Genomic DNA, 24,501 nt, shown 5'->3' on the forward strand with positions numbered 1-24,501 from the left:
ACTCCGCGATATCGGGACGATCCCGGCTCCAGGAAATCGGCCGATTTCGAGGGGGCTTCTTGGTTTTAGAGCCGGCTGGACGCGTCGTGGTCGTGGGTGGGGACGACCCGCATCAGGCGGCGAGCCAGGTGCAGGCGGTGGAGGGTGGCGAAGGCGGCGTCTCGGTCCTCGTCGACGAGGTCTCCGGGGAAGGCCGGCTTCTGCCTGATCAGATCGACCTGGTCGTAGTGCCAGGCGGCGTCGCCGGCGATCAGGACCCAGCCCGACGGGGTTCGGGCGAGGACGCCGATGCTGCCCGGCGTATGGCCGGCGAGCTCGACGAGCAGGACGGAGCTGTCGCCGAACATGTCGTGGGAGGCGGTGAAGGTCGCGACGGGCGGGCCGTCGAGGTCGTACGTCTCCACGGGTCGGCCATCGGTCAGGGCCGGGCGCACGCCGCCGACAGGAGGCTGACCGGGGCCGAGGATCCAGTCGCGCTCGGTGGTCCGAAGGCGTACCGGCAGGCCGGGGAGGTCCAGGAGGCCGCAGACGTGGTCCCAATGTGCATGTGTCGGGAGGGCGAAGTCGGGCTTGACCAGCGCCGTCTGCAGCGAGTCGACGGTGGCAATGGTGTCTGCCGGCGGTGTGACCAGGCGTCGCAGCATGGCCGGGAGCTCGCTCAGGGCGCGTTCGGGGGCGTCGCGGCAGTAGGACGGATCGACGACGAACGTCGCCTCGGGATGAGTGATCACGAAGCAGGTCATCGCGTTGCGTACGCGCCGGCGGAGGCCCGCGCCTTCGATGAGGCCACCGGCGGGCAGCGAACGCGGGACCTGAGGCATCGTGCTGACCGTCACTGTTCGGTCACCCGGGGGCAGGCCGGCGTCGGTGATCGAGGAGAGAAGTCGTTCGTCCGGGCGGCGCGGACGCAGCATGCCACGCCCGAATCCGGTCAGGGCGCCGATCAGCTCTCGAGCTGTCGGCGTGGCAGGGGAAGAAGCGGGGTCGCTCGTCACACGAAGAACCTAGCGACCATGGCACGGTACGCCATCCGACCGCGGTAGGAACCGCATGCGAATATCACCATCATGACGAAGATCGACCTTCCGTTCGACCTCGACTCCATCCCGGGACGTACTCGCCGGTGGGTCAGGGGCGGGATGAAGCGCACCGAGAGGTGGGGGCAGCGGCTGGGTGGTCGCGTCGGCCCGCTCATCCCCAACACGCTCGCCACGGGCGGCACCGACGACTGGACGCCGCAGGGGCTGGGCTACGGCCCGGACACCAACATGCTGGCCCAGAGCTACTACTCCCACGACAAGGGTTCGGCGCTGGTGCTGGTCGACCTGAAGAGCGGGAAGACCGCCGCCGAGGTGCTGCTCGTGGGTCACAACGGCAAGGCCGGTCCCGGTCACGCAGGCGGAGTCGCGATCGACGGTGACGACGTCTGGGTCTCCAAGGGTGCGGGCGGCGGCACCGGCCGGCTCTACCGCTACTCGCTCTCGGCCATCCGGGATGCGGCGAAGGGCGCCGAGGTCGAGCCGATCGAGGCGCCGGCGAAGGTGGCGGCCGGCTCCTACTGCCGGATCCGTGGGAACCGTATCTATGTGGGCGGCTTCGGAAACCAGACGCTGTTCGCCTACGAGAAGGGCGCGAACGGTGAGTGGGACTTCTCCGAGCCCGTCCTCTCGACCACCACCCCGCCCAAGGTCCAGGGCATCGTCGTGCGCCGTGACGAGTACGTCTTCTCCTCCTCGTTCGGCCGGCACCGGCCGAGCACGATCTTCATCTGCGAGCAGAAGCCCGAAGGCAGCGTGGGTGCGGTGCGGCGCAAGTTCAGGTTCCCCAACATGGCCGAGGCGATCGTCGAGGTCTCGGGCGAGCTCATCACCACCTACGAGTCCGGCGCCTCCCCCTACAGCCGGCCCTCGGCGTACGGGTTCGGCATCCTGACCGGCCGGATGTGGGCGAGCACCCACATGACCTGCACCCCGATCGCCTCCCTGGGCCTCGCCCCCGATCCCGAGGCCGGTTGATTTCGTACGCTTCATGGCGGGCCGGTACGCTTTCCTGGTCTAACGGGCAGCGATGCCCACCACGACTCGCAGGAGAAGACATGAAGAAGATCGTCCTCGTACTGCTGGCCGCGGCTGGCATCGTCCTCGCCAAGAAGAAGCTCGACCAGTCCAACCCTGAGAAGGGTCACTGGGCCGCGGCGACCGACAAGGTGAACTGACCGACGGACACCCGTCCGGGGCATTGGCGCAATTGGTAGCGCACCTGCTTTGCAAGCAGGGGGTTAGGGGTTCGAGTCCCCTATGCTCCACCAGGATTCGAGGCCGCTGAGTGAGCATCCGTCTCAGCAGCGAGGTCTACACCGAGACCTCACCGACTCACCAGGTCAACGAAGACTTCGTGCTCGCTGGGCAGGACTTTGTCATCGTGCTCGACGGTGCGACACCGGTCCCCGGGCTCGAGAACGGATGCATCCATGACGTGCCGTGGCTGGTGCGTTATCTCGGCCTCCATCTGGCCGAGGGACTCATCGCTCCTGGCGACGCCAGCCTGGTGAGCATCCTCGAGGGTGCGATCCGTCGAGTCTGCGAGGCTCATGCCGGCACCTGCGATCTCGACGACCCGAACAGTCCGTCCTCGACGGTCGCGCTCCTCCGCCTCCGCGGTGAGCGCGCGGACTACCTGGTCCTGGCGGACTCGTCGGTCGTGTTCCGGATGACCGACGGCAGCATCCTCCCGATCACGGACGACCGGCTCGACCACCTCGACGACTACTCGGTTGCCGGGTTCGGCGCAGTTCGCAACACCGCCGAGGGGTTCTGGGTCGCCAGCACCAAGCCGGAGGCCGCGCGGCAGGCTGTCACCGGCAGCGTCGACCTCGGCTCGCACCCGGTCCATTCCGTCGCTGTGCTGACCGACGGTGCCGCGACGCTCGTCGAGAGGCATGGCCGGACGTGGGCGGAGCTCTTCGCCATCCTCGACCTCGGTCCGGAGGCACTGGTGCGGCGTACGCGGGAAGCCGACGAGGCCGCCACGGCCGAGTTTCGGGGCAAGCGGCACGACGATGCGACCGCCGTGCTGTGCCACCTCGGCGACGGCGACATCCCCTGACGCCTGCGTCGGGCTACGAAAGCAGGGCGGCGTACGTCGGTCGCAGCTCGTCGGTGCGGTCCTTGACGTGCTGGACGACGCGGGCGGAGGCCTCCTCGTTCATGGGCGACGGGCCCTTGTCGAGGAGGTCGGCGAGCTCGTCCAGGCAGACATGCCAGCCGACGGCGGTGTCCGTGTTGCCGGTGGGTCCGGCGAGCCAGGTGGTGAAGGTGAGGCGGGTGCCGTCGTCGGTGGGCTCGAGGTCGAAGCGGAGCAGGTCGGTCAGGTCCTCGCGACCGTCCATCCCCCAGGTGAACTCGAAGGTCCGAGGCGGGTCCCAGACCCGCAGCTCCCCTTCCGAGACGTAGTTGCCCGGGTCGACGCCCATCTCCTCGATCGCCTCGGTGGTGCTCGCCAGCTCCAGGCCCTCGGGCCAGAAGGGGAGGCTCAGGCGCGCCCCGGCAGTACGCTCGCCGACGATGTCGGTCGGGAACCAGTGCCGCAGGCCGTCGGTCTCGGTCAGGGCCCGCCACACCTTCTCGGGTGAGTGGCGGAGCACGCGTACGTAGCGAAGACCCCTCCGCTCGCTGTCGAGGAGCACCTCGCCCATGGGTCCGGTCGTCGTGGTCATCTTTCAGTCCTCCTTGTGGTCAGGGTCGTCGAGCTGGTCCAGGTGACGCTCGAGCGCATCGAGACGATCCGCCCACATCCGGCGGTACGGCGCCAACCACTCCTCCAGCTCCCGGAGCCGTTCGGGACGCAGTCGGTAGTGGCGGCGCGGTCCGTCGATGCGTACATGAACCAGATCCGCCTCACCCAGCGTCCGCAGGTGCTTGGACACGTTCGGCTGGGCGAGCCCGAGAGTCTCCACCAGCTCACCCACCGCCATCTCGCGCTGACAGAGCAGGTCGAGGATCTGCCGACGGGTCGGGTCGGCGATCACGCTGAATACGTCTCGGGTGGGCACGCCGTCAAATATGCCTCACAAGGAATATGCCTGTCAAGGCATGTTAGAACAGCAGATCGTTGACCACCAGGCCGACTGTCGCAACGGCGGCGAGGGCCGCGAGCACCCAGAGAACGGTCGACCCCTGTCCGGACAGCAGAGCGCGCCGGGGCGGCTGGGTGAGGGGATCCGGAGGTGAGATCCGGCGTTCCTGCTCGTCGCCCATCCAGTCGATGTCGTCGCGCTCGTCTCCGTCGGGAGCGCCGCCCGGGTAGGCGGATCCGGGCGTCACGGCCGGCCGCGAAGAAGGGCGGAGCCAAGGCTCCGGGAGGCCTCGAGCAGCCGCAAGTGCCTTCCGTTCCGTCAGGGCAAGCAGCTGCGCGGTATCGGCGGCGAGCGCCGCGTCCAGGTGAACACGCGCCGGATGTCCCTCGGGAAGGTCTTTGAGGAGCTGGATGTATCGCTCGATCCGGCTGAGGAGACGGGCTCGGCGACTGCCGTTCTTGAATATCCAGGCGAGGCACGCGAGTGCCACCGCGAAGAGTCCCGAGATGACCGCTGCGCCCATGGGTCGGAGCGTAGTGGGCGGGAGTGCATCCCGCTATCCGACTGCGATCGCGATCAGCGCGACCGCGGGCAGGACGGCGGACGCGATGGTGCCCCTGACGCTGCCGCCGCGTGGGAGCCAGTACCCGAGGGCGTCAGCGATCCCCATGAACAACGACGCGAGCAGCATGTAGATGGAGGTCACGACCACGACGGTGACACCGGTGGACTCGTCCCCGAAGTTCACCATCCAGAGACCGGCGAGCGTGCCGACGCCGGCGAGGGCGTTGCGGGCGCCGATGCAGAACGACCACAGGTGGACGTTGCGGATGCCGTTCGGCTCGATCCCGAGGAACCGCTGGACCTCGGGGCGGTGGATGAAGAATGCCTCGACGGGGAAGACGGCGATGAGGATCAGGGCGGAGATGCCGGCACTGAGCTGCGCGACTGCGTTCATGGGACCTGCTCGGGACGGGCCTCGGCGGGCGAGGCTGTGGAGAATCGTGGAAGCAACACGCGTCCGGCGGAGCCCCGTGAACAGACGGCTGTGTCTGGACACCGGAGAGCGATATAGTCAGTCTTACTGACTATATTGATCAGGGTGCCGCACAGTGTCAAGGGGTTCGATGGACGTCGCAACGCTCATGCTCATCGCCTACCGGGCGATGGATGAACGGGTCATCTCCGCGATGCGGGATGCCGGCTACGACATCACCGTCGCGCAGGCCCGGCTCGCCCAGCGGATCGCCGAGGACGGCTCGCGCCTGGTCGACCTGGCCGAGCAGGCCCAGGTCACCAAGCAGACCGCGAGCGTGCTGGTCGCGGCGTTGGAGAGCAAGGGGCTGGTCGAACGGGTCCCGGACCCGGTCGACGGCCGGGCGCGTCTGATCAGGTTCACGGCCGCCGGGCAGGACGCCGCTGACCGCGCTCGTGAGGTGGTGATGAGCGTCGAGCAGGAGTGGAACGACCACCTCGGTCCCCGCCTGGCGCCAGCCCTGCGGGAGGCTCTCACCTCGCTGCGCGAGCTCGTCGATCCGTACCAGTGACGTCCAGAACCCGCGCCAGACGGGCAAATTCGGGTAACTGGCGGACCGCAATGGGGATACATTCCCTAAACAGGTTCACGGCGATTACGCAAGGGGCCTAATACCTATCGTCTCGATATTTGGACCTATCACTCGTTTGAATTCCGTACGGCGGAACAAAGTGGTCTCGAACTTAGGAAACCCTTTGGTGCGGGCGCCAGAAAACGCTTCTGACTAACCCCTCCACCGCAAAGTCCGAGAGGTCAATGTCGTGGGCGCAGAGTCCGTAGTCACCCGGGTCGAGATGACCCCCGCAGAGTCCCAGGCCGCAGCCGAGCTGTCGGAGTCGTTGCTCGCCCGGTTCGAGAGCCCGGTCTCCTCGGAGTTCCTCGAGACCGCGCCGTTCCTCGGCGGTGAGCTTCCCGACAGCGTCGCCAAGGCGATCCGCGCCTTCCGTTACGGCGATGCGACCGACGCCCTGGTGATCAGTGGGCTCCCGGTGACCGCCGGCCCGACCCCGCCGCACTGGAACCACCCCGACGCCCAGGCGCCGCACATGGCCGACTTCTGGCTCGCGCTGATCATGGCCCAGCTCGGCGACGCCGTCTCCTGGTCCTCGCTGCAGGGTGGCCAGCTGGTCAACAACATCCTGCCGATCCAGAAGCAGGAGAGCCTGCAGACCGGGCACAGCAGCGACGTCGTGCTCGACCTGCACATCGAGGACGCGTTCAGCAACCTTCGCTGCGACCACCTCGGGCTGATCTCGCTGCGCAACGAGGACATGATCCCGACCACCGCGGTCGGCATCAGCTCGATCGACGTGACCGGCCCTGAGTACGCTCCACTGTTCGAGCCGCGATACGTCATCCACCCCGACGACGAGCACCTCCGCAACCTCCGCGAGGCCGGCGTCAACGAGGCCGAGCTACTCGCCGCGCCGACCGCGGTGCTCTCCGGCTCCCCCCAGGCTCCCGACGTCCGGCTCGACCCGCCCTACATGGCGGCTCTGCCGGGTGACGTCGAGGCCGACCGAGCGCTCCAGCTGCTCATCATGGAGCTCTCCGCGAACGTCGAGGTCGTCGCGCTGGCCCCCGGCGAGATCCTCATCGTCGACAACCACCGTGCTCTGCACGGCCGAAAGCCCTTCACGGCTCGCTACGACGGCACCGACCGTTGGCTCCGCCGCCTCACGACCGTCAAGGACCTGCGCCGCAGTCGGGTCGCTCGGTCCGAGGCCTCCTCGCGGATCATCGACCCGGTGCTCGAGCCTCTTCCCGCATCCCTTGAGCTCACAGGCGCTGGTCGCTGACGCTCGGGATCAAGGAGGCCGCAGGCGCGTTCCGCCTGCGGCCTCCATCTATTTCGTGACACCTACCGTGACGGGGATCGGGAATACTCGTTGGGGTGAACGTGAGGCGATGGGGCATGTGCGTGCTGGCCGCTGGGCTGGCCCTTGCGCTGGTCGGCTGCGGGGACGACAGCAAGCCGAAGAAGCCGGAAGCGGCGCCGTCGGAGGACACCTACCCCGTGTACGCCGCGACCATGGGCCCGGTCGAAGCAGCCATGACGTTCGTGCCGGAGCGCGCCAAGACGCTGGCGGTGACCGACTACGACGAGGTGAAGTCCCTCTTCGGGCTCGACGACGTCACCAGCCGGTCGAGTCCCTCGGACCAGAGCGACCTGTGGAACCGGGCCGACAAGGAGGCCGCCCAAGTCAGCGGCGGTCTGCTGCGCGGGGTCGACCAGCGTCTGCGCGACACCTATGAGTGGGGCGCCGCCGATGTCGTCTGGGAGGCCAGGTTCACCGGCGGCGGTCAGGACGGGTACGTCATCAAGGTCGCCGACCGGGTCAAGCCGGGCCCGGCGATCAAGGCGGGCGTCGGCCCGCTGAAGGGCGCCAAGTTCGACCCGGAGACCCACCTGATCACCAAGAACACCGCAAGCCCGGACGTGGAGAACTGGGCCGCTCAGGAGGTGATGGTCGCCGTCGCCGGAGGCCCTGCCACCTCGACGTACGTCGTCAAGGGCTGCGCCGAGGGTGGGCCGAAGGAGAAGACCCGGCTGGCACCGGTCGAGGCCTACTCGGTCGAGTTCGGAGGCGGGTTGGCCACCCTGCGTCTCGGCGAGGACCGGGACGACCTGTTCGTCCGGCTGAAGCTGGGCGATCAGGTCGCGGCGTACGAGAAGGTCTTCACCAACGGTGTCGCCGATCCGGCCACGGGGCGGATCGGGTTCCGGGTGACGAACCCGGTGACCGCGGCCACCCTGGTCACCAGCGAACCCGTCCCGTTCGCGGTCTGCGACTGAGGGGCCGTACTCTGGGAGTGCTATGGCCGCCCAGACCAGTCCCCCGCGCAGTGCATATCCACTTGGGATCTTCTCCCCGAGGTTGTGGGGTGCACACGCGCTGGTGGTGATCTTCGTGACCGGCGCGGCGCTGCTCGGGGTGTGGCAGTACCAGTCGAGCCAGCAGGACAAGCAGGACCAGGTCGCGGAGCTGGTGCACGCGAAGCCGAAGGCGTTCACCGACCTGATCGGACCCAACGACGCCTTCCCGTGGGAGCAGATCGGCCGCCCCGTGACCGTCTCCGGGATCTGGATGCCCGAGGAGACCATCTTCATCGACGGGATGGAGCGAGGCTCTCAGGTCGGCTTCTGGGCCGTCACACCGGTGCTCGTCGAGGACACTGAGTCGGCCGTCTACGTCGTGCGCGGCTGGACCCCTGAGGTCGGTAGCGCACCGCCCGCGCCGCGCGGCCACGTCACCGTCACCGGCTGGCTGCAGCCCAGCGACTGGACCGACGTCGCCGACGACCGCAAGTCCGACAACGTCTTCCCGCAGCTGGACGTCTCCGACCTGATCTCGCGCACCAGCTACGACCTCTACAGCGCCTACATGGTGCGATCGCCGGTCGAGGAGAGCTGGCCGGCCAGCTCGATGCCGGTCAACGACGGCGCCACCGACGTCGCCGACGTGCCTGCCCCGCAGCTGCCCGAGCCGGAGGCCACGACGGGGCTGCGCAACCTCCTCTACGCGATCGAGTGGTGGCTGTTCGGGATCTTCGGGGTCTACGTGTGGTGGCGCTACGTACGCGACACCCTCCGCCCTCGAGCTGACGACGAGGACGACGACACGGACGAAGAAGACCCTGAGAAAACCACTCAGGATCTGCGCGTACGCTCAGACGCGTGAACAAGCTGTTCGGCACCTACAAGGTGCTTGCGTACATCGTGGGTGTGCTGCTGCTCGTCGGCACGATCTCCTCGCTGTTCAAGTATCTGCTCCCCGAGGGCACCGCCCTGCAGTCCTTCGGCGAGGCGATGACGCCGCTGTGGGTCGCGCACGGCTGGATCTTCATCATCTACGTGATCGTCGCGTTCCTGCTGACGCAGAAGGCCCGCTGGACGATCCCCGAGTTCCTGCTGATGATGATCGCCGGCCTGATCCCCGGTCTGATCTTCTGGGTCGAGCGCCGCGTCGCCGACCGGATCGCTCCGAAGCTCGCTGACGCGGCCTCCTGACCTCGGGCCCGCGACCGACCCTGTGGGAGGATCGAGGAGTTACATCCCGTACCAATCCCAATGTCGGAAGGGCAGGTCATGGCTGACCAGAAGGCCATCCTCCACACCAATCACGGTGACATCACGATCACCTTGTTCCCCAACCACGCTCCGGAGACGGTCGCCAACTTCGTCGGCCTCGCCACGGGGACCAAGGAGTACACGGACGACGCCGGCCGCTCCGGTGTCCCCTACTACGACGGTCTCGGCTTCCACCGTGTCATCCCCGGATTCATGATCCAGGGCGGTTGCCCCCTGGGCACCGGTACGGGCGGCCCGGGCTACACCTTCAAGGACGAGCCGCATCCCGAGCTCACCTTCGACAAGCCCTACCTGCTCGCGATGGCCAACGCCGGCCCCGGCACCAACGGCTCGCAGTTCTTCATCACCACCGGCCAGGCGCCGTGGCTGAACTTCAAGCACACCATCTTCGGTGAGGTCGCCGACGAGGAGTCGAAGAAGGCCGTCGACTCGATCTCCGGCACCAAGACGGGTGCGATGGACCGCCCGGTCGAGCCGGTCGTCATCGAGACGGTCGAGATCGTCTAGTTGTCCGACTCGACCCCGGTCGGGGTGCCGGTCTGCTACCGCCACCCCGACCGTGAGACGCATATTCGCTGTCAGCGCTGCAGCCGGCCTATCTGCCCTGACTGCATGACGGGCGCATCGGTCGGCTTCCAGTGCCCCGAGTGCGTGCGTGAGGGCCACAAGTCCGTACGCCAGCCCAAGCGCTTCACCGGCGCGCGGGTCGGGTTCCGGGCACTCCCGGTGACCTTCTCGCTCATCGGCGTCAACGTCCTGGTCTGGCTGAGCATCATCCTCACCGGCGGATCCGGGTCGAGGATCGCCGACTTCCTCGCGATCCGGTTACAGGGCTACTGCCTCACGCCTGACGGTGGCTTCGCGGTGCCGAGCGAGGTCTGCCGGGCGAGTGGCGGCACCTGGATGCCGGGAGTCGACGACGGCGCGTTCTGGCAGCTGCTGACCTCGACGTTCACCCACGTCTCGATCATCCACCTGGCCGTGAACATGCTGTCGCTCTACATGCTCGGCTCGTTCCTGGAGCCGATCGTGGGCCGGCTGCGGCTCCTGGTCTTCTACCTGATCTCCGGCCTGGCGGGCTCCGCCCTGGTGGTCTGGGCGTCGGTACCGGCCAGCTCGACCGTCGGCGCCTCCGGTGCCATCTTCGGCCTGCTGGGTGTCCTGGTGGTGCTCTTCGTCAGGGCCGGGCAGTCGCTCTCCCCGCTGCTGCCGGTGCTCCTGATCAACGCAGGCATCACCTTCTTCGGCAACGGCATCTCCTGGCAGGGGCACCTCGGTGGCTTCATCGGCGGTCTCGTCGTCGCGGGCATCTTCACCTCGCTCCGGGCCGACCGGAAGGCACCGTTGCAATGGGCTGCCCTGGGTGCCTTCACGTTGGCGTTGCTTGCCCTGATCGGCGTACGGATCCTGCTGTTCTGACGCCTTCGCCGTAGGTGTTTTCGGGGCGTTTTCACCGCGTGCACAAATCCACAGGTGTGGATGGCCCTGTGGAGAACTACATCCGTGTAACGCAAAGCGGCGCAAACCAAAGGTTTGCGCCGCTTTTGTCGTCTAACGACAGGGTCACTCCCACTTCGTGGCGAAGGTGAAGCCCACCGCCATGAAGCCGATGCCGACCAGGAGGTTCTTCTGACCGAGGTCGTTGAAGACCCAGATCTTGTCCAGGTGGTCGTTGGCGAAGACGTAGAAGACGCAGATCCAGATCAGGCCGATGACGAAGCAGCCGAGCATGCCGACCACGACGCCGCGGCCGCGGCCCAGCGGGGTCTTCGGGTGAGCGGCGACGGCCAGGCCCAGGAAGAGCAGGACGAAGCCGATCAGGTAGTTCCACCCCTCGAGCTTCTGCACGGGCTTCGGCCCGGTGAAGTCGCCACCGACCTCGTTGGGGCGGACCCCGATGTAGTAGTAGGCGATCCAGCCGATGCCGAGGGCGATCAGCAGCAGGGCGACCCCGAAGCGCGGAGTGAAGATCGTCTCCTTGGGAAGGTCGAGATCACTCTTCTTCGAGAGCTTGAGCTTGGCCACGGGTGATGCTCCTCAGACAAATGTGATTGCTGCGCATACCCTAATGGTCGTGAGCTCCGGAACCCAGGCTAACCCCACCTCTAAACCAAAGCGCTGGTCCCGTGTGACCTCTTGGAGGCTTGGTACGCCCATCGTGGTGCTGCTCTGTGGCGGCCTGCTCGCGGTGAGTTTCGTGAATGCCGACGGCACCGATCTGCGTCCGGGCCGCTACGACGACCTCGCCACGCTCGTCGACGGCGAGCGGATCCGCTACAACCGCCTCGAGGCCCAGCTGACCGACCTGCAGAGCGAGGTGGACCAGCTCACCAGCGGCGTCACCGACAAGGACGTCAAGAAGCTGCAGAACCAGTCAGCGCGGCTCTCCGATCCGGCCGGCACCTCCGACCACAGCGGCGCCGGGATGCAGATCGTCCTCGGCGACGCGCCCTCAGAGGTCCAGGAGAGCTACACGGGTGACGACCCCAACTCGCTCGTCGTGCACCAGCAGGACATCCAGGCCGTCGTCAACGCGCTCTGGGCCGGTGGCGCCGAGGCGGTCACCATCGCGGGCAAGCGGATCATCACCACCACCGGCATCAAGTGCTCCGGCAGCACGGTGCAGCTCGACGGTGTCCCCTACCCCCAGCCGTACGTCATCGAGGCGGTCGGGGACCCCGACCGCCTGCAGGCCGCGATCGACCGCGACAACCACGTGCAGAACTACCGGGCCGACGCCCTCGACCCCAACGTCCAGATCGGCTGGTCCCTCCAGCCGCTGACGTATCTCACGGCTCCGGCCTACGACGGTCTGCTCGACGTGAAATACGCGAAGCCCCTGCCTCAGGAGGACTGAGCCAGGGGCTTCGGCGAGCGTCAGGGCTACGGCGCCGCCGGGGTGCTCGGCGGGAGCGCCGGGTCACACGTCGGCGGGTCGCCCGGCTCGGCGGTCTGGGTGGCCGAGGCCGATGGGTTGGCCGGGTCCGTCCCAGGCACGAGGGTCTGACAGCTCGGCAGGGCCTCCTCCTTCGTCGAGACGAAGATGATCACCTGGCCGTCCTGCGCGAGTGGCGTGCCCTTGGCCGGTGTCTGCTCGACGACGGTGCCCTTGGGCTCCTCGGTGTTGGGCTCGTCCTTGCGTACGGGCGTGAAGCCGGCGTTGCGGAGGATCTCCTCGGCCTGCTCGGCCGTCTTGCCGACGACGTTGGGGACCTTTGTCGGGCCCTTGGAGACGGTGAGGGTCACGACGGTCGACTTGCCGGTGGTGACGCTCTCTCCGTCGACCGGGTCGGACTCGACCACGATGCCCTTGTCCTGGTCGGACTCGACCGTCTCGATCTTCACCGTGAAGTTGTAGGGATCGCCCTCGAGCAGCTCCTTGGCCGTCTTCTGCGGCGATCCGACGACGTTGGGCATCTCCCGGTTGGGTGGACCGGTGGAGACCGTCAGGGTGACGGTGCTGCCCTCCTCGACGTCCTGGCCGGCGGGTGGGTCCTGGGAGATCACGACGCCGACCGCGACCGTGTCGCTCGCCTCCCGCTTGACCTCACCCTTCAGCTTGGCCGTGCTCAGCTCGGCCCTCGCCCTCTCCTCGGTCAGGCCGGTCACGTCGGGCGCTGGTGTGGACTGCGGGCCGAGGGCCGCAGGCAGGAAGTAGGCGCCCAACCCGATGAGGCCGACGATGACCAAGCCGAGCAGGATGAGGACCCACGGGCGCGGGCCCTCGGGGCGGTCGTCCTGGGGCGGGTAGTAGCCACCGTTGGTGGGGTCGCCCCCATAGGGGCCGACGGCGCGGTTCTGGGCGACCTGGGTCTGGTCCATGCTCGGCGGCACGGTCGCGTGGACCGGACGCCCGGCGAGGTAGCGCTCGATGTCGGTGCGCATCGCCTGCGCGGACTGGTAGCGGTCCTCGACGCGCTTGGCCAGCGACTTCATCACGATCGCGTCGAGCTCACGGGTCAGCGTCGGGTCGTGGGCCGAGGGAGGCTGGGCCTGCTCGCGTACGTGCTGGTAGGCCACCGAGACCGGCGAGTCGCCGACGAACGGCGGACGGCCGGTGAGCAGCTCGTAGAGGAGGCAGCCGGCCGAGTAGACGTCGGAGCGGGCGTCGACCTGCTCACCACGGGCCTGCTCGGGGCTCAGGTATTGCGCGGTGCCGACCACGGCCGCGGTCTGGGTCATCGTGGACTGGGCGTCGTTGAGCGCCCGAGCGATGCCGAAGTCCATCACCTTCACGTCACCGGCTGGCGTCAGCATGACGTTGCCCGGCTTGATGTCGCGGTGGATGATCCCGTTGCGATGGCTGTAGTCGAGAGCGTTGAGTACGTCGGAGCTGATCTCCAGCGCCCGCTCAGGCAGGATCTTGCGACCCTCACGGAGCACGTCACGCAGCGTGCGACCGGCGACGTACTCCATCACGATGTAGGGCTGGGCGACGCCGTCGTCGGACTTCTCCTCGCCGGTGTCGTAGACCGACACGATCGAGGGGTGGTTGAGCTTCGCCGAGGACTGCGCCTCGCGCCGGAAACGCGCCTGGAAGGTCGCGTCGCTGGCGAGATCGACCCGCAGGCGCTTGATCGCGACCACCCGGCCGAGCCGGTGGTCGGTGCCCTTGCGGACCTCCGCCATGCCGCCGCGGCCGAGCAGCTCGCCGACCTCGTAGCGACCGGCCAGGAGAGCTCCCTCAGCCATTGCCGCCCCCGTTGCCGTTGCCGTTGCCAGTCTCGTCGCCTGGGAGCTCCGGGATGCCCCAGTCGGAGGATTCTCCGTCGGTCGGCTCCTCCTCGTCGCTCTCTTCCTCGTCGGGCTCCTCCTCGGCGGGAGGCTGCTCGACCACGGGGCGCTCGCCGTAGTAGCGGATGGTGATCGGGTCGCCCTCGTAGAGGTTGCGGGTCGGGTCGAGGCCGGCGACCGTGTCGGGCTCGTAGCTGCCGTCGTTGTCCTGGACCGCCACCTTGACCTTCAGACCAAGGTCGTCCAGCTCGGAGCGCACCTCATCGACGTTGCGGCCGACGTAGTCGTCCTCGTTGATCTCGACGGGCTTGGGCTCCTCCTCGGGCTCCTCCGACGGAGTGGGAGTCGGGGACGCTGAAGGTGTGGTCGACGTGTCGTTGGCCGGAGGAGTCTTCGGATCCGCCGCGAGGGTCGAGATGATCCAGATGATCGCGACGATGACCGCCACGAGCATCAGGATGACGATGATGTTGAACGGCTTCTTGTACCAGGGCCTCTGGTCGTCGTCCTCGTCGTAACGGTCGTAAGGGTCCTGGTAGCGAGGCGGCGGCGGACCCTCGGGACCGCCCGCGGCGCCCTGCATGCCAACGTAGTTCTGAGTGGGCGAGGGAACCGGGTCCATGACCGAGGTCGCGGTCGCGTCGCCGGCTGCCGCGGCGACGACGGTGGTGGCATCGGCGTCCGGGTCGGCGGCGCCGTGACCGATAATCGCGGAGGTGAACGCGGCGGCGTCGGCGTAGCGGAGGGACGGGTCCTTCTGCAGGCTCCGCATCACGATCGCAGCCAGATCTGCCGGGACGTGGTCGGGCAGCGGCGGGACCGGGTCGTGGAGGTGGGCGATCGCGGTCGCGACCGGAGTCTCCTTCTGGAACGGCCGGTAGCCGGCCAAGCACTCGAAGGCGACGACGCCGAGGGAGTAGACGTCGGAGGCGGGCGTGGCCTTCTCGCCACGCGCCTGCTCGGGGCTGAGGTACTGAGGCGTGCCCATCACCTGGCCGGTGCCGGTGATGCCGGTCGACGCCTGCGCTCGGGCGATGCCGAAGTCGGTCACCTTCACCTTGCGCTGCGGGGTGACCAGGAGGTTGGCGGGCTTCACATCGCGGTGGACGATGCCGGCCCGGTGAGCGGCGGCCAGTGCGTCGCCGGCCTGACCGAGGAGGTCGCGTACGACCTCGGGGGCCAGGGGCCGCCCGTCACGGATGAGCTCCGAGAGCGGCTTGTGGTCGACGAGCTCCATCACCAGGAACGGCCGCATCAGGCCGGAGGCGGTCGGCATCTCGCCGACGTCGTAGACGGCCACCACGTTGGGGTGATGGAGCGCCGCGGCATGCTTCGCCTCGGACTCGAAACGGGACCGGCCGATCGGGTCCTCGGCGTGCTCGGGCTTGAGGAGCTTGATCGCGACCTCGCGGTTGAGGGTCGTGTCAGTCGCTCGCCACACCTCGCCCATCCCGCCGGTGCCGATGAGCTCGTGGAATACGTAACGACTCATGAGATCGCTGCCTCCATCATGGCCTTCGCGATAGGTCCGCCCAGCCGTCCGCCGGCGATCTCGCTGCGTTCGGTGCCGCTCTTCTGGACCATCACGGCGACCGCGATGGACGGGTTCTCCGCCGGGGCGAACGAGGTGAACCAGGCGTACGGCGGCTTGTCCGGCGTGGTCTGTGCGGTGCCGGTCTTGCCGGCGACGCTCACGCCGTCGATCGCGGCCGCCTCGGCGGTGCCGTTGTCGACGGTGCTGACCATCATCTGGGTCAGGATCTCGGCGGTGTCCTGCGAGACCGCAGGCTGGTTGTCGATCGCGGTCGGGTTGCCCTGGTCGATGACGTCGAGGGAAGAGGAGGTGACCCGGTCGACGAGGTAGGGCTTCATGACCTCGCCCCCGTTGGCGATGCCCGCAGAGACCATCGCCATCTGCAGCGGGGTCGCGATCACGCTCTGCTGACCGATCGCGGCACGGGCCTGCTCGGCCTTGCCGTCGTTGGGCGGGTACTGGCTCTCGGCCAGCGGGCCGATGTCGTCGAGGTAGTCCTGGCCGAAGCCGAACCCCTCGGCCTGCTCCTGCATCTCCTCGTCGGAGAGCTCCATCCCGAGTGAACCGAACGCGGTGTTGCAGGAGACCTCGAGAGCGCGGGTGAGGGTAATCTGCTCGCCGCCGCAGCTGGTGCCGTTGAGGTTGGGCAGGTCGGTGTCGGTGCCGGGCAGGTCGAGCGAGGCGCCGCCGTAGACCATGCTGTCGCCGTCCATGCCGAGGTTCTCGATCGCGGCCGCGGCGGTGACCAGCTTGAAGGTCGATCCCGGCGGCAGCGCGGTCTGGATGGAGCGGTTGAGCAGCGGCTCGTTCTCGTCCTTCGAGAGCTGGTTGTAGGACTTCTGCGCGGCGTTGATGTCGTTGTTCGCCACCCGGTCCGGGTTGAAGGTCGGGGTGGAGGCCATCGCCAGGATCTTGCCGGTCTTCGGCTCGACCGCCACCGCCGCGGCCTGGACGTCCTCACCGAGCGCGGTCAGGCCCTCGTACGCAGCGTCCTGGACCTTCGGGTTGATGGTCAGCTCGACGTTGCCGCCGGCCGGCTCGGAGTTGGTGACCAGGTCGACCAGGCGGTTGGTGAAGAGCTTGTTGTCCTTGCCCGACAGCACCGAGTCCTGCGACCTCTCGATCCCGGTCTGGCCGTAGGAGTAGGACATGAAACCCGTGATCGGGGCGTACTTCTTGCCGCCGGGGTAGGTGCGCTGCCACTCGAACTTGCTGTCGCTCGGCACGCTGGTGGCGACCGCCTTCTTGCCGACCAGGATGTCGCCGCGCTGCTGTGAGTAGGCGTCCTCGGTCACCCGGCGGTTGTCGGCGCGGTCGTTGTACCAGTTGGCCTTGAAGAACTGGACGTACGTCACGTTCAGCATCAGCGCCACGAACAGGATCAGGCAGCCGACGCTCAGCGTGCGGATGGGGCGGTTCACTTGCTCATCGCCCCTTTGTCGAGCTTGACGATCTGGGTCTCCTCAGCGGCGAGGTCTTCATCGGACGGTGCTGTCGGCAGTGGACGGCGGGACTGGTCCGAGACGCGCAACAGCAGGGCCACGATCACCCAGTTGGCGACCAGCGAAGACCCACCATACGAGAGGAACGGTGTGGTCAGACCAGTCAGCGGGATGAGGCCGGTCACGCCACCGACGACCACGAAGGTCTGCAGCGCGACCGAGGTGGCCAGGCCGACGGAGAGCAGCTTGCCGAAGTCGTCACGGGCGACGATCGCCGTGCGCAGGCCGCGCTCGACGATCAGTCCGTAGCAGAGCAGCAGCGCCAGGAGCGCGGTCAGGCCGAGCTCCTCACCGATCGCCGGGATGATGAAATCGGAGTTGGCGTAGGGGATCCGCCAGGGCTCGCCGGAGCCGAAGCCGCGGCCGATCATGCCTCCCCAGGCCATCCCGAACAGCCCTTCGACCAGCTGCCCCGAGGAGGTCACGCCATCATCGCCCACGGGGTAATACTTGAACGGGTCCAGCCAGGTGAACACCCGGACGCGTACGTGGCTGAACAGGGTCAGAGCAGCGAAGACACCACCTGCGAAGAGTAGGCCGCCGACGACGATCCAGCCCTTGCGCTCGGTTGCGACGTACAGCGTCACCACGAAGAGGCCGTAGAAGAGCAGGCTGGAGCCGAGGTCGCGCTGTAGCACCAGGATCGCGAGGCTGATGGCCCACATCATCAGCAGCGGGCCGAGGTCGCGGCCGCGGGGCAGGTCGATGCCGGCGAACCGGCGCCCCGCCAGTGCGAGGGCGTCGCGGTGGACCGCCAGATAGCCGGCGAAGCAGATCACCAGCAGCACCTTGGCGACCTCGCCGGGCTGGAAGCTGACCGGTCCGAGGTTGATCCAGATCCGCGCGCCGTTGATCTCCTTGCCGATGATCGGGAGCATCGGCAGGATCAGCATGACCACCGCGCCGAGGCCGGCGGTGTAGGTGAACCGCTGCAGCATCCGGTGGTCGGGAACCAGGAAGAGCGTGATCAGGAAGAGCACCACGCCGATCGTCATCCAGATCAGCTGCTGACGGGCGAACTTGTCGGCGTCCTCGGCGAGAGCCAGGTCAAGCCGATGGATGACGGCCAGACCGACCCCGTTGAGCATCGCAACCAGCGGAAGCAGCACCGGGTCGGCGTACGGAGCCAGCAGGCGTACGCCGATGTGGGCCGCCACCAGGAGCGCGACCAGCCAGGCGCCGTAGCCGACGATGTCGACCGGGATCTTCTCCTGCACGCCGAGGCCGACTGCCGTGTACGCACCGATCCCGACCGCCAGGGCCAGGATCAGCAGGACCAGCTCCGCTCCCCGCCGTGACCGGTGGACGAAAACGGGCATGGAGCTAGCCGGAGTGAACCCGCTCATGACCCGCTTCCCGCATCTGCGGCGCTCTGGTCCGCGAGCGACTGCACCTTCTCCTGGGCGCCCGCCAGGTCCTTGCTGTGGATGCCGTCCTCGAGCTGGTTCTGGTACGTATCGGCCAGGTCCTCGACCTTCAGGTTGGAGGTCTGGTAGGGCTCGGAGAGATCGAGGCCGATCATCGTGGTGGGTACGCCACGGAAGATGGTGACGTTGCCCTCCTGCTCGCCGATGTACCACTGGTTCTGCGACCAGACGAACGCGGTCGCGACGGCGATCCAGACGACACCGAGAAGGGTCAGCAGCCCGAAGGCCCAGCGCAGCTTGAGATACTTGGCCGGAGCCTGGAGTGCGTAGCGCACCTCCTCCGGGTCGGCGGTGATCGCGCCGTCGGGGATCTCCTCGTCGATCGGGTCCAGCTCGCCGGTGTCGCCCATCCGGTGACCGCGGAACAGGGCGGTCATCTGGCCGGTCTTGGTGGTCCTCCGCTTGAGCTCGGCCGCCGCACCCACCATCTGGGCCTCGAGGCCCGGGGACGGGATGGTGTCGCTGGGCACCACGTCGGCGACCACGCAGGTCACGTTGTCGGTGCTGCCGGAGTCGAGGGAGACCCGGACCAGCTCGACAGCTGCGTACTCGGGCGTGCCGGTGGCCAGGATGTCGGCGATCCGCGGGTCGTCGACGTAGCCGCAGACACCGTCGCTGCAGAACATCAGCCGGTCGCCGGCGGCGAGGTCGACGATGAACAGGTCGGGCTCGAGCTCCCGGGTGCCGTCGAGGGCCTTGAGGATCAGGTTGCGGTGGGGGTGGGTCTTGGCCTCCTCCTCCGTGATCCTCCCCTCGTCGAGAAGCGTCTGCACGAAGGTGTGGTCGTGGGTGACCTGGTGGATCGCGCCGTTGCGGAGCAGATAGGCGCGGCTGTCGCCCACGTGGCCGACGGTCAGCTTGGAGCCGTCGAAGAGCCCGACGGTCGAGGTCGTGCTGGTGCCGTTGAGCGTCGGGTCGTGGTCGACCAGGTGGCCGATCTCGTCGTGGGCCATGTGCAGCGCGTGGGAGACGAGGCCGATCAGGTCGTCGTCGACCAGCCCGAGGGCCGGCTCCTCGTCGAGCTTGCGCAGCTGCTGGACGGCCGTGCTGGAGGCGATGTCGCCGCGGGCGGCGCCGCCGACACCGTCGCAGACGGTCAGCAGCCAAGGTCCGGCGTACCCGCTGTCCTGGTTGTCCTTGCGCACCCGGCCGACGTCCGAGACCGCCGCGAACTCGAGGCGGAAGGGTCGTCCGTCGGCAGCGCCCAGGCTAGGAGCGGGGTCGGAGGTGGGGTCGGTCGCAGCGGTCACTTGCGCAGCTCCAGGATTGTTTTACCGATCCGCACCTGGGTCCCGAGAGAGATGGCGGTCGGCTGATTGATCCGGACGGACCCGATGTAGGTGCCATTGGTCGATCCGAGGTCCTCCACGAACCACTGGTCGCCGGAGACGGCGATCCGGGCGTGGCGGGTGGAGGCGTAGTCGTCATCGAGGATGATCGCGGCATCGCTGCCGCGGCCGATGACGATGGGTGCCTGCGAGAGAGGCACGGTCACACCGGCGTTGGAGCCGGTGGTGACGGCCACATGCGTGGGTACGCCGCGCCGCGGCGCCCTCGCCGCAGCAGCCTTGCCGCGAGCCGGCGGGTCCGCCGGCTGGCCGCCGGCGGAGGCGTTGGTGACCCGCGCGCCGAACATGTCGGAGCGGATCACCGACAACGCTGCCAGCACGAAGATCCACAGGATCGCCAGATAAGCGACCCGGATCAGAAACAGAGTCAGCTCGCTCAACGGCGTTCCTCCACGATATGCGCGGTGATGACGGTGGTGCCGATGCGCACCTGAGAGCCGTCGTCCAAGGTGGCACTCGCCATCTTCTGCCCGTTGACCAGCATGCCGTTGGTCGAGCCGAGGTCATAGACCTCGACGCGTACACGGTCGCCGGCCGGCTTCGATCGGAACTCGATGTGGCGGCGGCTGATGCCCGGGTCGTTGATGCGCAGGTCGGCGTCGGTGCCCCGTCCCACGACGAGGTTGCCGTGGAGCGGGTGCCGGGTGCCGTTGATCTCCAGGAAAGCCTGCGCGCGGCTCACCTGGGTATCGGTCATGTCGCCGCCCGAGACCGCCGCCTGGGCGCGGCTGCGCACCCGGAACCGGCCGATCGTCAGGTCCTTCGCCTCGCCGAACTCGATGCTCACGCGGCCGGGGAAGACGAACCCCTGCGCCTCGGCGTGGTCCATCAGCTGGCGCTTCAGCTCTTCCTTGAGGTGGGGTCCGTAGGACTCCAGCTTCCCCAGGTCGCTGGCGGACAGCTCCACGAAGAAGTCGTTGGGGACCAGGCGCCGCTGGCGGCTGAGCACCTGGGCGTTGTTGTCGATCTCGCGCTGGAGCGCGGCGACGATCTCCACCGACTTCACCTCGGACCGGAACGCCTTCGCGAAAGCGCCTGAGATGAGCTGCTCCAACTTCTGCTCGAACTTCTGCAGGCCGCTCACGTTGTTGCGCTCCTCTCAGGTGCCGGGGGTGGGCCGGTCGGGGTGGGTGGTCAGTCGCGTACGGGCACAGTGGTCCCCGGGATTCGGCCCGATCGTATCGGTGCACCCTAGGGGATCTGCCACTTCCCGCATTCTGCGTGGTTTCGATCCTCCCACGATCGGGTGACCACCAGCGTCAAGGCGAGCGGGGTGCCGTCGTTTTGGGTCGGTGGGCGCCCGTGGGCTAACGTTTCCTCTGCTGCACGCGCGAGTGGCGGAATAGGCAGACGCGCACGGTTCAGGTCCGTGTGTCCGAAAGGACGTGGGGGTTCAACTCCCCCCTCGCGCACCACCACCGAAGCCCCAGGGATGACCTGGGGCTTCGTGCATTTCAGCGCGATCCCGAAGAACGTAGTCGATCATCCGCCAAGGATGACGTGGCGGGCGCAGTCGATTGCGACGCTCGGTGGACACCCCGCCGATGACTGGAGCGCCTGCGATGCCGAACCGTCCCGACCTTCACGCCCGGACCATGTTGCCGATCCCGGACCGACCAGCGTCGGGACACACGACGTACGACGCCAAGGACCCGGAGACCAAGTACCCGCCGATCGAGCCGCTGCTTCCGCCGGACGGCGCGCCCAACGTGCTCGTCGTACTTCTCGACGACGTCGGCTTCGGGGCGTCGAGCGCATTCGGAGGGCCGTGCGCCACGCCGGTCGCCGAGCGGCTGGCTGGCAACGGCCTGCGCTACAACCGGTTCCACACCACGGCGCTGTGCGCCCCGACGCGGCAGGCGCTGCTGACCGGCCGGAACCACCACTCCGTCGGGATGGGCAGCATCACCGAGACAGCGACCTCGGCGCCCGGCAACAGCTCGGTGCGGCCCAACACCAAGGCGCCGCTCGCGATGACGCTCAAGCTCAACGGGTACTCGACGGCACAGTTCGGGAAGTGCCACGAGGTCCCGGTCTGGCAGTCCTCGCCGCTCGGCCCCTTCGACGCCTGGCCCTCGGCAGGCGGAGGGTTCGAGACGTTCTACGGTTTCATCGGCGGTGAGAACAACCAGTGGGACCCCGCGCTCTACGAAGGCACCACCGCGATCGAGCCGCCGGCGACGGCCGAGGAGGGCTATCACCTCACCGAGGACCTGGCCGACCACGCGTGTGCCTGGATCCGCCAGCAGAAGGCGCTGATGCCCGACCGGCCGTTCTTCGCCTACTTCGCGCCGGGCGCGACCCACGCTCCCCACCACGTCCCCCAGGAATGGATCGACAAGTACGCCGGGAGGTTCGACGACGGTTGGGACGTCCAGCGGGAACGCACGTTCGCGCGGCAGAAGGAGCTCGGGGTCATCCCCGCAGAGGCCGAGCTGACCGCCCGCCACGACGAGATCCCGGCGTGGGACGACATGCCGGACGAGCTCAAGCCCGTGCTCGCCCGTCAGATGGAGGTGTACGCCGGCTTCCTCGAGCACACCGACCACCACGTCGGCCGCGTGATCGACACCATCGCCGACCTCGGCGTACTCGACAACACCATCGTCTACTACATCATCGGCGACAACGGCGCCTCCGCCGAGGGCACCCTCAACGGCGCCTTCAACGAGATGGCCAACTTCAACGGCATGGCCGCGTTGGAGACGCCCGAGTTCATGCGGGCGAAGATGGACGAGTTCGGCTCACCCAGCTCCTACAACCACTACTCGGTCGGCTGGGCGTGGGCGATGAACTCGCCGCTGCAGTGGACCAAGCAGGTCGCCTCGCACTGGGGCGGCACTCGCAACGGCACCATCGTGCACTGGCCGGGCGGGATCGACGACCCGGGCTCGGTGCGTGCCCAGTTCACCCACGTGATCGACCTGGCGCCGACCGTCCTCGAAGCGGCAGGGCTGCCCGAGCCGGCCATGGTCAACGGCGTCCAGCAGTCGCCGATGGAGGGGACGAGCATGCTCTACACGTTCCGCGGTGCGAGCGAGCCGGAGCGGCACGACCTGCAGTACTTCGAGATGTTCGCCAACCGAGGGGTCTACCACAAGGGCTGGAGCGCGGTCACCAAGCACCGCACCCCGTGGGTGATGGTCGGCGGAGAGCTGCCGGCGTTCGACGACGACGTGTGGGAGCTCTACGACGGCAACACGGACTTCAGTCAGGCGAGGGATCTCTCGGCGGAGCACCCCGACAAGCTCGCCGCGCTGCAGCGGCTCTGGCTGATCGAGGCCGTGAAGTATGGAGTACTGCCGATGGACGACCGCACCAGCGAGCGGCTCGAGCCGACGATGGCCGGCAGGCCGACGCTCGTCCGCGGCAACACCCAGCTCTTCTTCCCCGGCATGGGCCGGCTCTCGGAGAACAGCGTGGTCAGCATCAAGAACAAGTCGTTCTCCGTCACCGCCGAGGTGACGATCCCCGACACCGGCGCCGAGGGCGTGATCATCGCTCAGGGCGGCAGGTTCGGCGGCTGGACGTTCTTCGCCCGCGCCGGACGGCTCAAGTTCGTCTACAACGTGCTCGGTATCCAGGAGTTCCCCGTCGTCTCCGAATCCCTGCTCGCGGCCGGCACCCGCCAGGTCCGGATGGAGTTCGCGTACGACGGCGGTGGCCTCGCCAAGGGAGGCGACGTCACGCTCTACGACGACGGCAAGCCGGTCGGGTCGGGCCGGGTGGAGGTGACCCAGCCGATGGTCTTCTCGGCCGACGAGACAACCGACATCGGCTACGAGTCCGGTACGTCGGTCTCCTCGGACTACACGAGCCGCACCAGCCGGTTCAGCGGCAAGATCGCGTGGGTCCAGATCGACCTCGGCGACGACGTACACGACCACTACATCGACCCGGACGAGCGGTTCAGGATCGCGATGGCACGTCAGTAGCGGCGGCGGGCTCGAGTCGCTTGCGACCGATGATCACGACAACCGCGATGATGACGTACGCGAGGAAGCCGGCGACGGCGCCCAGGTAGAGCTCCTGGTCGACGGCGATCGCGGTGCAGCTGATCAGCGAGAAGTCGAACAGGCCGTGGAGCACGGAGTTGAGGGCGTTGCCGCCGGAGGCGCGGCGGATCAGGTAGAAGAAGTAGCCGGCGAAGCTGACCACGACCGCCTGTGCGATGGCTTGGCCGCCCGCCGCGAGCGCGTTGGTCAGGTGGACCGAGCCGAACACGATGCTGGACCACAAGGCCACCTTGCCCTCGGTGAGGCCGTGCTCGCGCAAGATGTTGACGCCGACGCCCCGGAACATGCCCTCCTCGCCCCAGCCGACGAACTGGGTGGCGACGAGGAGCGCGAGGACGAAGCCGATGCCCTTGTCGGCCAGCCCGGCGTAGTTGATGGCGAGCAGGATGCAGACAGCCAGGATGATCGGGACGGCCCAGGTCCACCGACGCAGGCGCCGCTCCTCGCGGAGGACCGGGCGCCCCCAGCCGAGCCACGTGACGACGGCGTAGGTGAACACCGCGGCGGCGCCGAGCGGGATCCACATGTTGACCATGACGTCGCGGGTCGTCGTGAACCCGTCGCCGGAGTCGAAGACCGCCCGCGCCACGCGACCGCCGAGCTGGATGATCGCGAGGTAGGCGACGACGATCACCGCGAAGCCGACGTACGACAATCTTCGCGGAGCGGGATCCGCGCTCACCTGCTCCGTGATGCTCACATCGGGAGCCTAGCGGTCCGAATCGTGGGGTTCGG

26 protein-coding genes and 2 tRNA genes are annotated in these 24,501 nt (G+C 67.9%); 14 read left to right on the forward strand and 14 right to left on the reverse strand.

Going from position 1 to position 24,501, the window contains the following annotated elements:
* Positions 1-65 precede the first annotated feature (65 nt).
* Entirely contained in the window at positions 66-995 is a 930-nt protein-coding gene (locus OG801_RS14925) for an MBL fold metallo-hydrolase (RefSeq protein WP_406029531.1), read from the reverse strand.
* A gap of 72 nt (positions 996-1,067) precedes the next feature.
* Between OG801_RS14925 and OG801_RS14930 the strand changes: the two genes are divergently transcribed.
* The 4 genes from OG801_RS14930 (at position 1,068) to OG801_RS14945 (ending at position 3,105) form a co-directional block, all read left to right on the forward strand.
* Positions 1,068-2,015 carry a hypothetical protein gene (locus tag OG801_RS14930; RefSeq protein ID WP_406029532.1) on the forward strand — a complete coding sequence of 316 codons (948 nt, stop codon included), beginning with the start codon at positions 1,068-1,070 and terminating at the stop codon, positions 2,013-2,015.
* Between the two features lie 80 nt (positions 2,016-2,095).
* Positions 2,096-2,215, forward strand: coding sequence for a DLW-39 family protein (locus tag OG801_RS14935; RefSeq protein WP_008355567.1), 120 nt, complete (start codon positions 2,096-2,098; stop codon positions 2,213-2,215).
* A 17-nt stretch (positions 2,216-2,232) separates the two neighbouring features.
* A tRNA-Ala gene (locus OG801_RS14940) sits at positions 2,233-2,308 on the forward strand.
* Between the two features lie 17 nt (positions 2,309-2,325).
* Complete coding sequence (locus OG801_RS14945) at positions 2,326-3,105, forward strand: protein phosphatase 2C domain-containing protein (RefSeq protein WP_406029533.1); 780 nt, start codon at positions 2,326-2,328, stop codon at positions 3,103-3,105.
* Between the two features lie 13 nt (positions 3,106-3,118).
* Here OG801_RS14945 and OG801_RS14950 read toward each other — a convergent pair whose 3' ends face one another.
* Genes OG801_RS14950 through OG801_RS14965 form a run of 4 tightly spaced genes read right to left on the reverse strand, consistent with a single transcriptional unit; the run spans position 3,119 to position 5,033 of the window.
* Complete coding sequence (locus OG801_RS14950) at positions 3,119-3,715, reverse strand: SRPBCC domain-containing protein (protein ID WP_406029534.1); 597 nt, start codon at positions 3,713-3,715, stop codon at positions 3,119-3,121.
* A 3-nt stretch (positions 3,716-3,718) separates the two neighbouring features.
* Positions 3,719-4,051 carry a metalloregulator ArsR/SmtB family transcription factor gene (locus OG801_RS14955; protein ID WP_355018851.1) on the reverse strand — a complete coding sequence of 111 codons (333 nt, stop codon included), beginning with the start codon at positions 4,049-4,051 and terminating at the stop codon, positions 3,719-3,721.
* 43 nt (positions 4,052-4,094) lie between these two features.
* The gene (locus OG801_RS14960; RefSeq protein ID WP_406029535.1) at positions 4,095-4,598 is read right to left on the reverse strand and encodes a hypothetical protein; all 504 of its coding nucleotides are present in this window, start codon (positions 4,596-4,598) and stop codon (positions 4,095-4,097) included.
* A gap of 33 nt (positions 4,599-4,631) precedes the next feature.
* Positions 4,632-5,033 carry a DUF1304 family protein gene (locus tag OG801_RS14965; RefSeq protein ID WP_406029536.1) on the reverse strand — a complete coding sequence of 134 codons (402 nt, stop codon included), beginning with the start codon at positions 5,031-5,033 and terminating at the stop codon, positions 4,632-4,634.
* A 169-nt stretch (positions 5,034-5,202) separates the two neighbouring features.
* Between OG801_RS14965 and OG801_RS14970 the strand changes: the two genes are divergently transcribed.
* The 7 genes from OG801_RS14970 to OG801_RS15000 all read left to right on the forward strand — a co-directional run bounded on the left by OG801_RS14970 (position 5,203) and on the right by OG801_RS15000 (position 10,623).
* Positions 5,203-5,622, forward strand: a complete 420-nt coding sequence (locus tag OG801_RS14970; protein ID WP_355018848.1) for a MarR family transcriptional regulator — start codon at positions 5,203-5,205, stop codon at positions 5,620-5,622.
* A gap of 250 nt (positions 5,623-5,872) precedes the next feature.
* Positions 5,873-6,910: a TauD/TfdA family dioxygenase gene (locus OG801_RS14975; protein WP_406029537.1), complete on the forward strand. Its 1,038-nt coding sequence runs from the start codon at positions 5,873-5,875 to the stop codon at positions 6,908-6,910.
* Positions 6,911-7,005: 95 nt separating this feature from the next.
* The gene (locus OG801_RS14980; protein ID WP_406029538.1) at positions 7,006-7,908 is read left to right on the forward strand and encodes a hypothetical protein; all 903 of its coding nucleotides are present in this window, start codon (positions 7,006-7,008) and stop codon (positions 7,906-7,908) included.
* A gap of 103 nt (positions 7,909-8,011) precedes the next feature.
* Positions 8,012-8,794 carry an SURF1 family protein gene (locus tag OG801_RS14985; RefSeq protein WP_406029539.1) on the forward strand — a complete coding sequence of 261 codons (783 nt, stop codon included), beginning with the start codon at positions 8,012-8,014 and terminating at the stop codon, positions 8,792-8,794.
* A complete protein-coding gene (locus OG801_RS14990) occupies positions 8,791-9,123 on the forward strand; it encodes a DUF3817 domain-containing protein (protein ID WP_355018844.1) in 333 nt (110 codons plus the stop codon). The genes OG801_RS14985 and OG801_RS14990 overlap by 4 nt, the downstream gene beginning before the upstream one ends.
* A gap of 78 nt (positions 9,124-9,201) precedes the next feature.
* Positions 9,202-9,711: a peptidylprolyl isomerase gene (locus OG801_RS14995; RefSeq protein WP_355018843.1), complete on the forward strand. Its 510-nt coding sequence runs from the start codon at positions 9,202-9,204 to the stop codon at positions 9,709-9,711.
* A gap of 24 nt (positions 9,712-9,735) precedes the next feature.
* Entirely contained in the window at positions 9,736-10,623 is an 888-nt protein-coding gene (locus OG801_RS15000) for a rhomboid family intramembrane serine protease (protein ID WP_406036277.1), read from the forward strand.
* Positions 10,624-10,767: 144 nt separating this feature from the next.
* On the opposite strand, the gene OG801_RS15005 is transcribed toward OG801_RS15000, so the two are convergent.
* A complete protein-coding gene (locus tag OG801_RS15005; RefSeq protein WP_355018842.1) occupies positions 10,768-11,229 on the reverse strand; it encodes a cell division protein CrgA in 462 nt (153 codons plus the stop codon).
* A 163-nt stretch (positions 11,230-11,392) separates the two neighbouring features.
* Between OG801_RS15005 and OG801_RS15010 the strand changes: the two genes are divergently transcribed.
* A complete protein-coding gene (locus tag OG801_RS15010) occupies positions 11,393-12,061 on the forward strand; it encodes a DUF881 domain-containing protein (RefSeq protein WP_355018841.1) in 669 nt (222 codons plus the stop codon).
* A gap of 26 nt (positions 12,062-12,087) precedes the next feature.
* On the opposite strand, the gene pknB is transcribed toward OG801_RS15010, so the two are convergent.
* From pknB to OG801_RS15045, 7 genes are read right to left on the reverse strand one after another with little or no spacing between them, the layout of a single operon-like run.
* Positions 12,088-13,896 (reverse strand): Stk1 family PASTA domain-containing Ser/Thr kinase, encoded by a 1,809-nt coding sequence (pknB, locus tag OG801_RS15015; protein WP_406029540.1) that lies wholly within the window; start codon positions 13,894-13,896, stop codon positions 12,088-12,090.
* Positions 13,889-15,430, reverse strand: coding sequence for a serine/threonine protein kinase (locus tag OG801_RS15020; RefSeq protein ID WP_355018839.1), 1,542 nt, complete (start codon positions 15,428-15,430; stop codon positions 13,889-13,891). The genes pknB and OG801_RS15020 overlap by 8 nt, the downstream gene beginning before the upstream one ends.
* Positions 15,427-16,893: a peptidoglycan D,D-transpeptidase FtsI family protein gene (locus OG801_RS15025; RefSeq protein ID WP_406029541.1), complete on the reverse strand. Its 1,467-nt coding sequence runs from the start codon at positions 16,891-16,893 to the stop codon at positions 15,427-15,429. Before OG801_RS15025 ends, OG801_RS15020 begins: the two co-directional genes overlap by 4 nt.
* On the reverse strand, positions 16,890-18,293 hold the full coding sequence (locus OG801_RS15030) for an FtsW/RodA/SpoVE family cell cycle protein (protein WP_406029542.1): 1,404 nt from the start codon (positions 18,291-18,293) through the stop codon (positions 16,890-16,892). Before OG801_RS15030 ends, OG801_RS15025 begins: the two co-directional genes overlap by 4 nt.
* Positions 18,294-18,316: 23 nt before the next feature.
* Positions 18,317-19,651, reverse strand: coding sequence for a PP2C family protein-serine/threonine phosphatase (locus tag OG801_RS15035; RefSeq protein ID WP_406029543.1), 1,335 nt, complete (start codon positions 19,649-19,651; stop codon positions 18,317-18,319).
* Complete coding sequence (locus tag OG801_RS15040; RefSeq protein WP_355018835.1) at positions 19,648-20,130, reverse strand: FHA domain-containing protein; 483 nt, start codon at positions 20,128-20,130, stop codon at positions 19,648-19,650. The genes OG801_RS15035 and OG801_RS15040 overlap by 4 nt, the downstream gene beginning before the upstream one ends.
* Complete coding sequence (locus OG801_RS15045; RefSeq protein ID WP_355018834.1) at positions 20,127-20,834, reverse strand: DUF3662 and FHA domain-containing protein; 708 nt, start codon at positions 20,832-20,834, stop codon at positions 20,127-20,129. The genes OG801_RS15040 and OG801_RS15045 overlap by 4 nt, the downstream gene beginning before the upstream one ends.
* 244 nt (positions 20,835-21,078) lie before the next feature.
* On the opposite strand from OG801_RS15045, the gene OG801_RS15050 reads away from it, so the two are divergent.
* Both OG801_RS15050 and OG801_RS15055 read left to right on the forward strand, forming a co-directional pair.
* Positions 21,079-21,165: transfer RNA gene (locus OG801_RS15050), tRNA-Leu, on the forward strand.
* Positions 21,166-21,312: 147 nt separating this feature from the next.
* Positions 21,313-23,685, forward strand: a complete 2,373-nt coding sequence (locus OG801_RS15055) for a sulfatase-like hydrolase/transferase (protein ID WP_406029544.1) — start codon at positions 21,313-21,315, stop codon at positions 23,683-23,685.
* Here the strand turns inward: OG801_RS15055 and OG801_RS15060 are convergent.
* Positions 23,660-24,466 carry a CPBP family intramembrane glutamic endopeptidase gene (locus OG801_RS15060; RefSeq protein WP_406029545.1) on the reverse strand — a complete coding sequence of 269 codons (807 nt, stop codon included), beginning with the start codon at positions 24,464-24,466 and terminating at the stop codon, positions 23,660-23,662. The genes OG801_RS15055 and OG801_RS15060 overlap by 26 nt on opposite strands.
* Positions 24,467-24,501: the final 35 nt, after the last annotated feature.

It is taken from the genome of Nocardioides sp. NBC_00163 (assembly GCF_045206295.1).
Lineage (GTDB): Bacteria > Actinomycetota > Actinomycetes > Propionibacteriales > Nocardioidaceae > Nocardioides.

Coding starts and splice junctions, on each gene's coding strand:
- OG801_RS14930 (WP_406029532.1), top strand. CDS start 1,068: ATGACGAAGATCGACCTTCCGTTCGACCTCGACTCCATCCCGGGACGT.
- OG801_RS14935 (WP_008355567.1), top strand. CDS start 2,096: ATGAAGAAGATCGTCCTCGTACTGCTGGCCGCGGCTGGCATCGTCCTC.
- OG801_RS14950 (WP_406029534.1), bottom strand. CDS start 3,715: ATGACCACGACGACCGGACCCATGGGCGAGGTGCTCCTCGACAGCGAG.
- OG801_RS14960 (WP_406029535.1), bottom strand. CDS start 4,598: ATGGGCGCAGCGGTCATCTCGGGACTCTTCGCGGTGGCACTCGCGTGC.
- OG801_RS14965 (WP_406029536.1), bottom strand. CDS start 5,033: ATGAACGCAGTCGCGCAGCTCAGTGCCGGCATCTCCGCCCTGATCCTC.
- OG801_RS14970 (WP_355018848.1), top strand. CDS start 5,203: ATGGACGTCGCAACGCTCATGCTCATCGCCTACCGGGCGATGGATGAA.
- OG801_RS14995 (WP_355018843.1), top strand. CDS start 9,202: ATGGCTGACCAGAAGGCCATCCTCCACACCAATCACGGTGACATCACG.
- pknB (WP_406029540.1), bottom strand. CDS start 13,896: ATGGCTGAGGGAGCTCTCCTGGCCGGTCGCTACGAGGTCGGCGAGCTG.
- OG801_RS15020 (WP_355018839.1), bottom strand. CDS start 15,430: ATGAGTCGTTACGTATTCCACGAGCTCATCGGCACCGGCGGGATGGGC.
- OG801_RS15030 (WP_406029542.1), bottom strand. CDS start 18,293: ATGCCCGTTTTCGTCCACCGGTCACGGCGGGGAGCGGAGCTGGTCCTG.
- OG801_RS15055 (WP_406029544.1), top strand. CDS start 21,313: ATGCCGAACCGTCCCGACCTTCACGCCCGGACCATGTTGCCGATCCCG.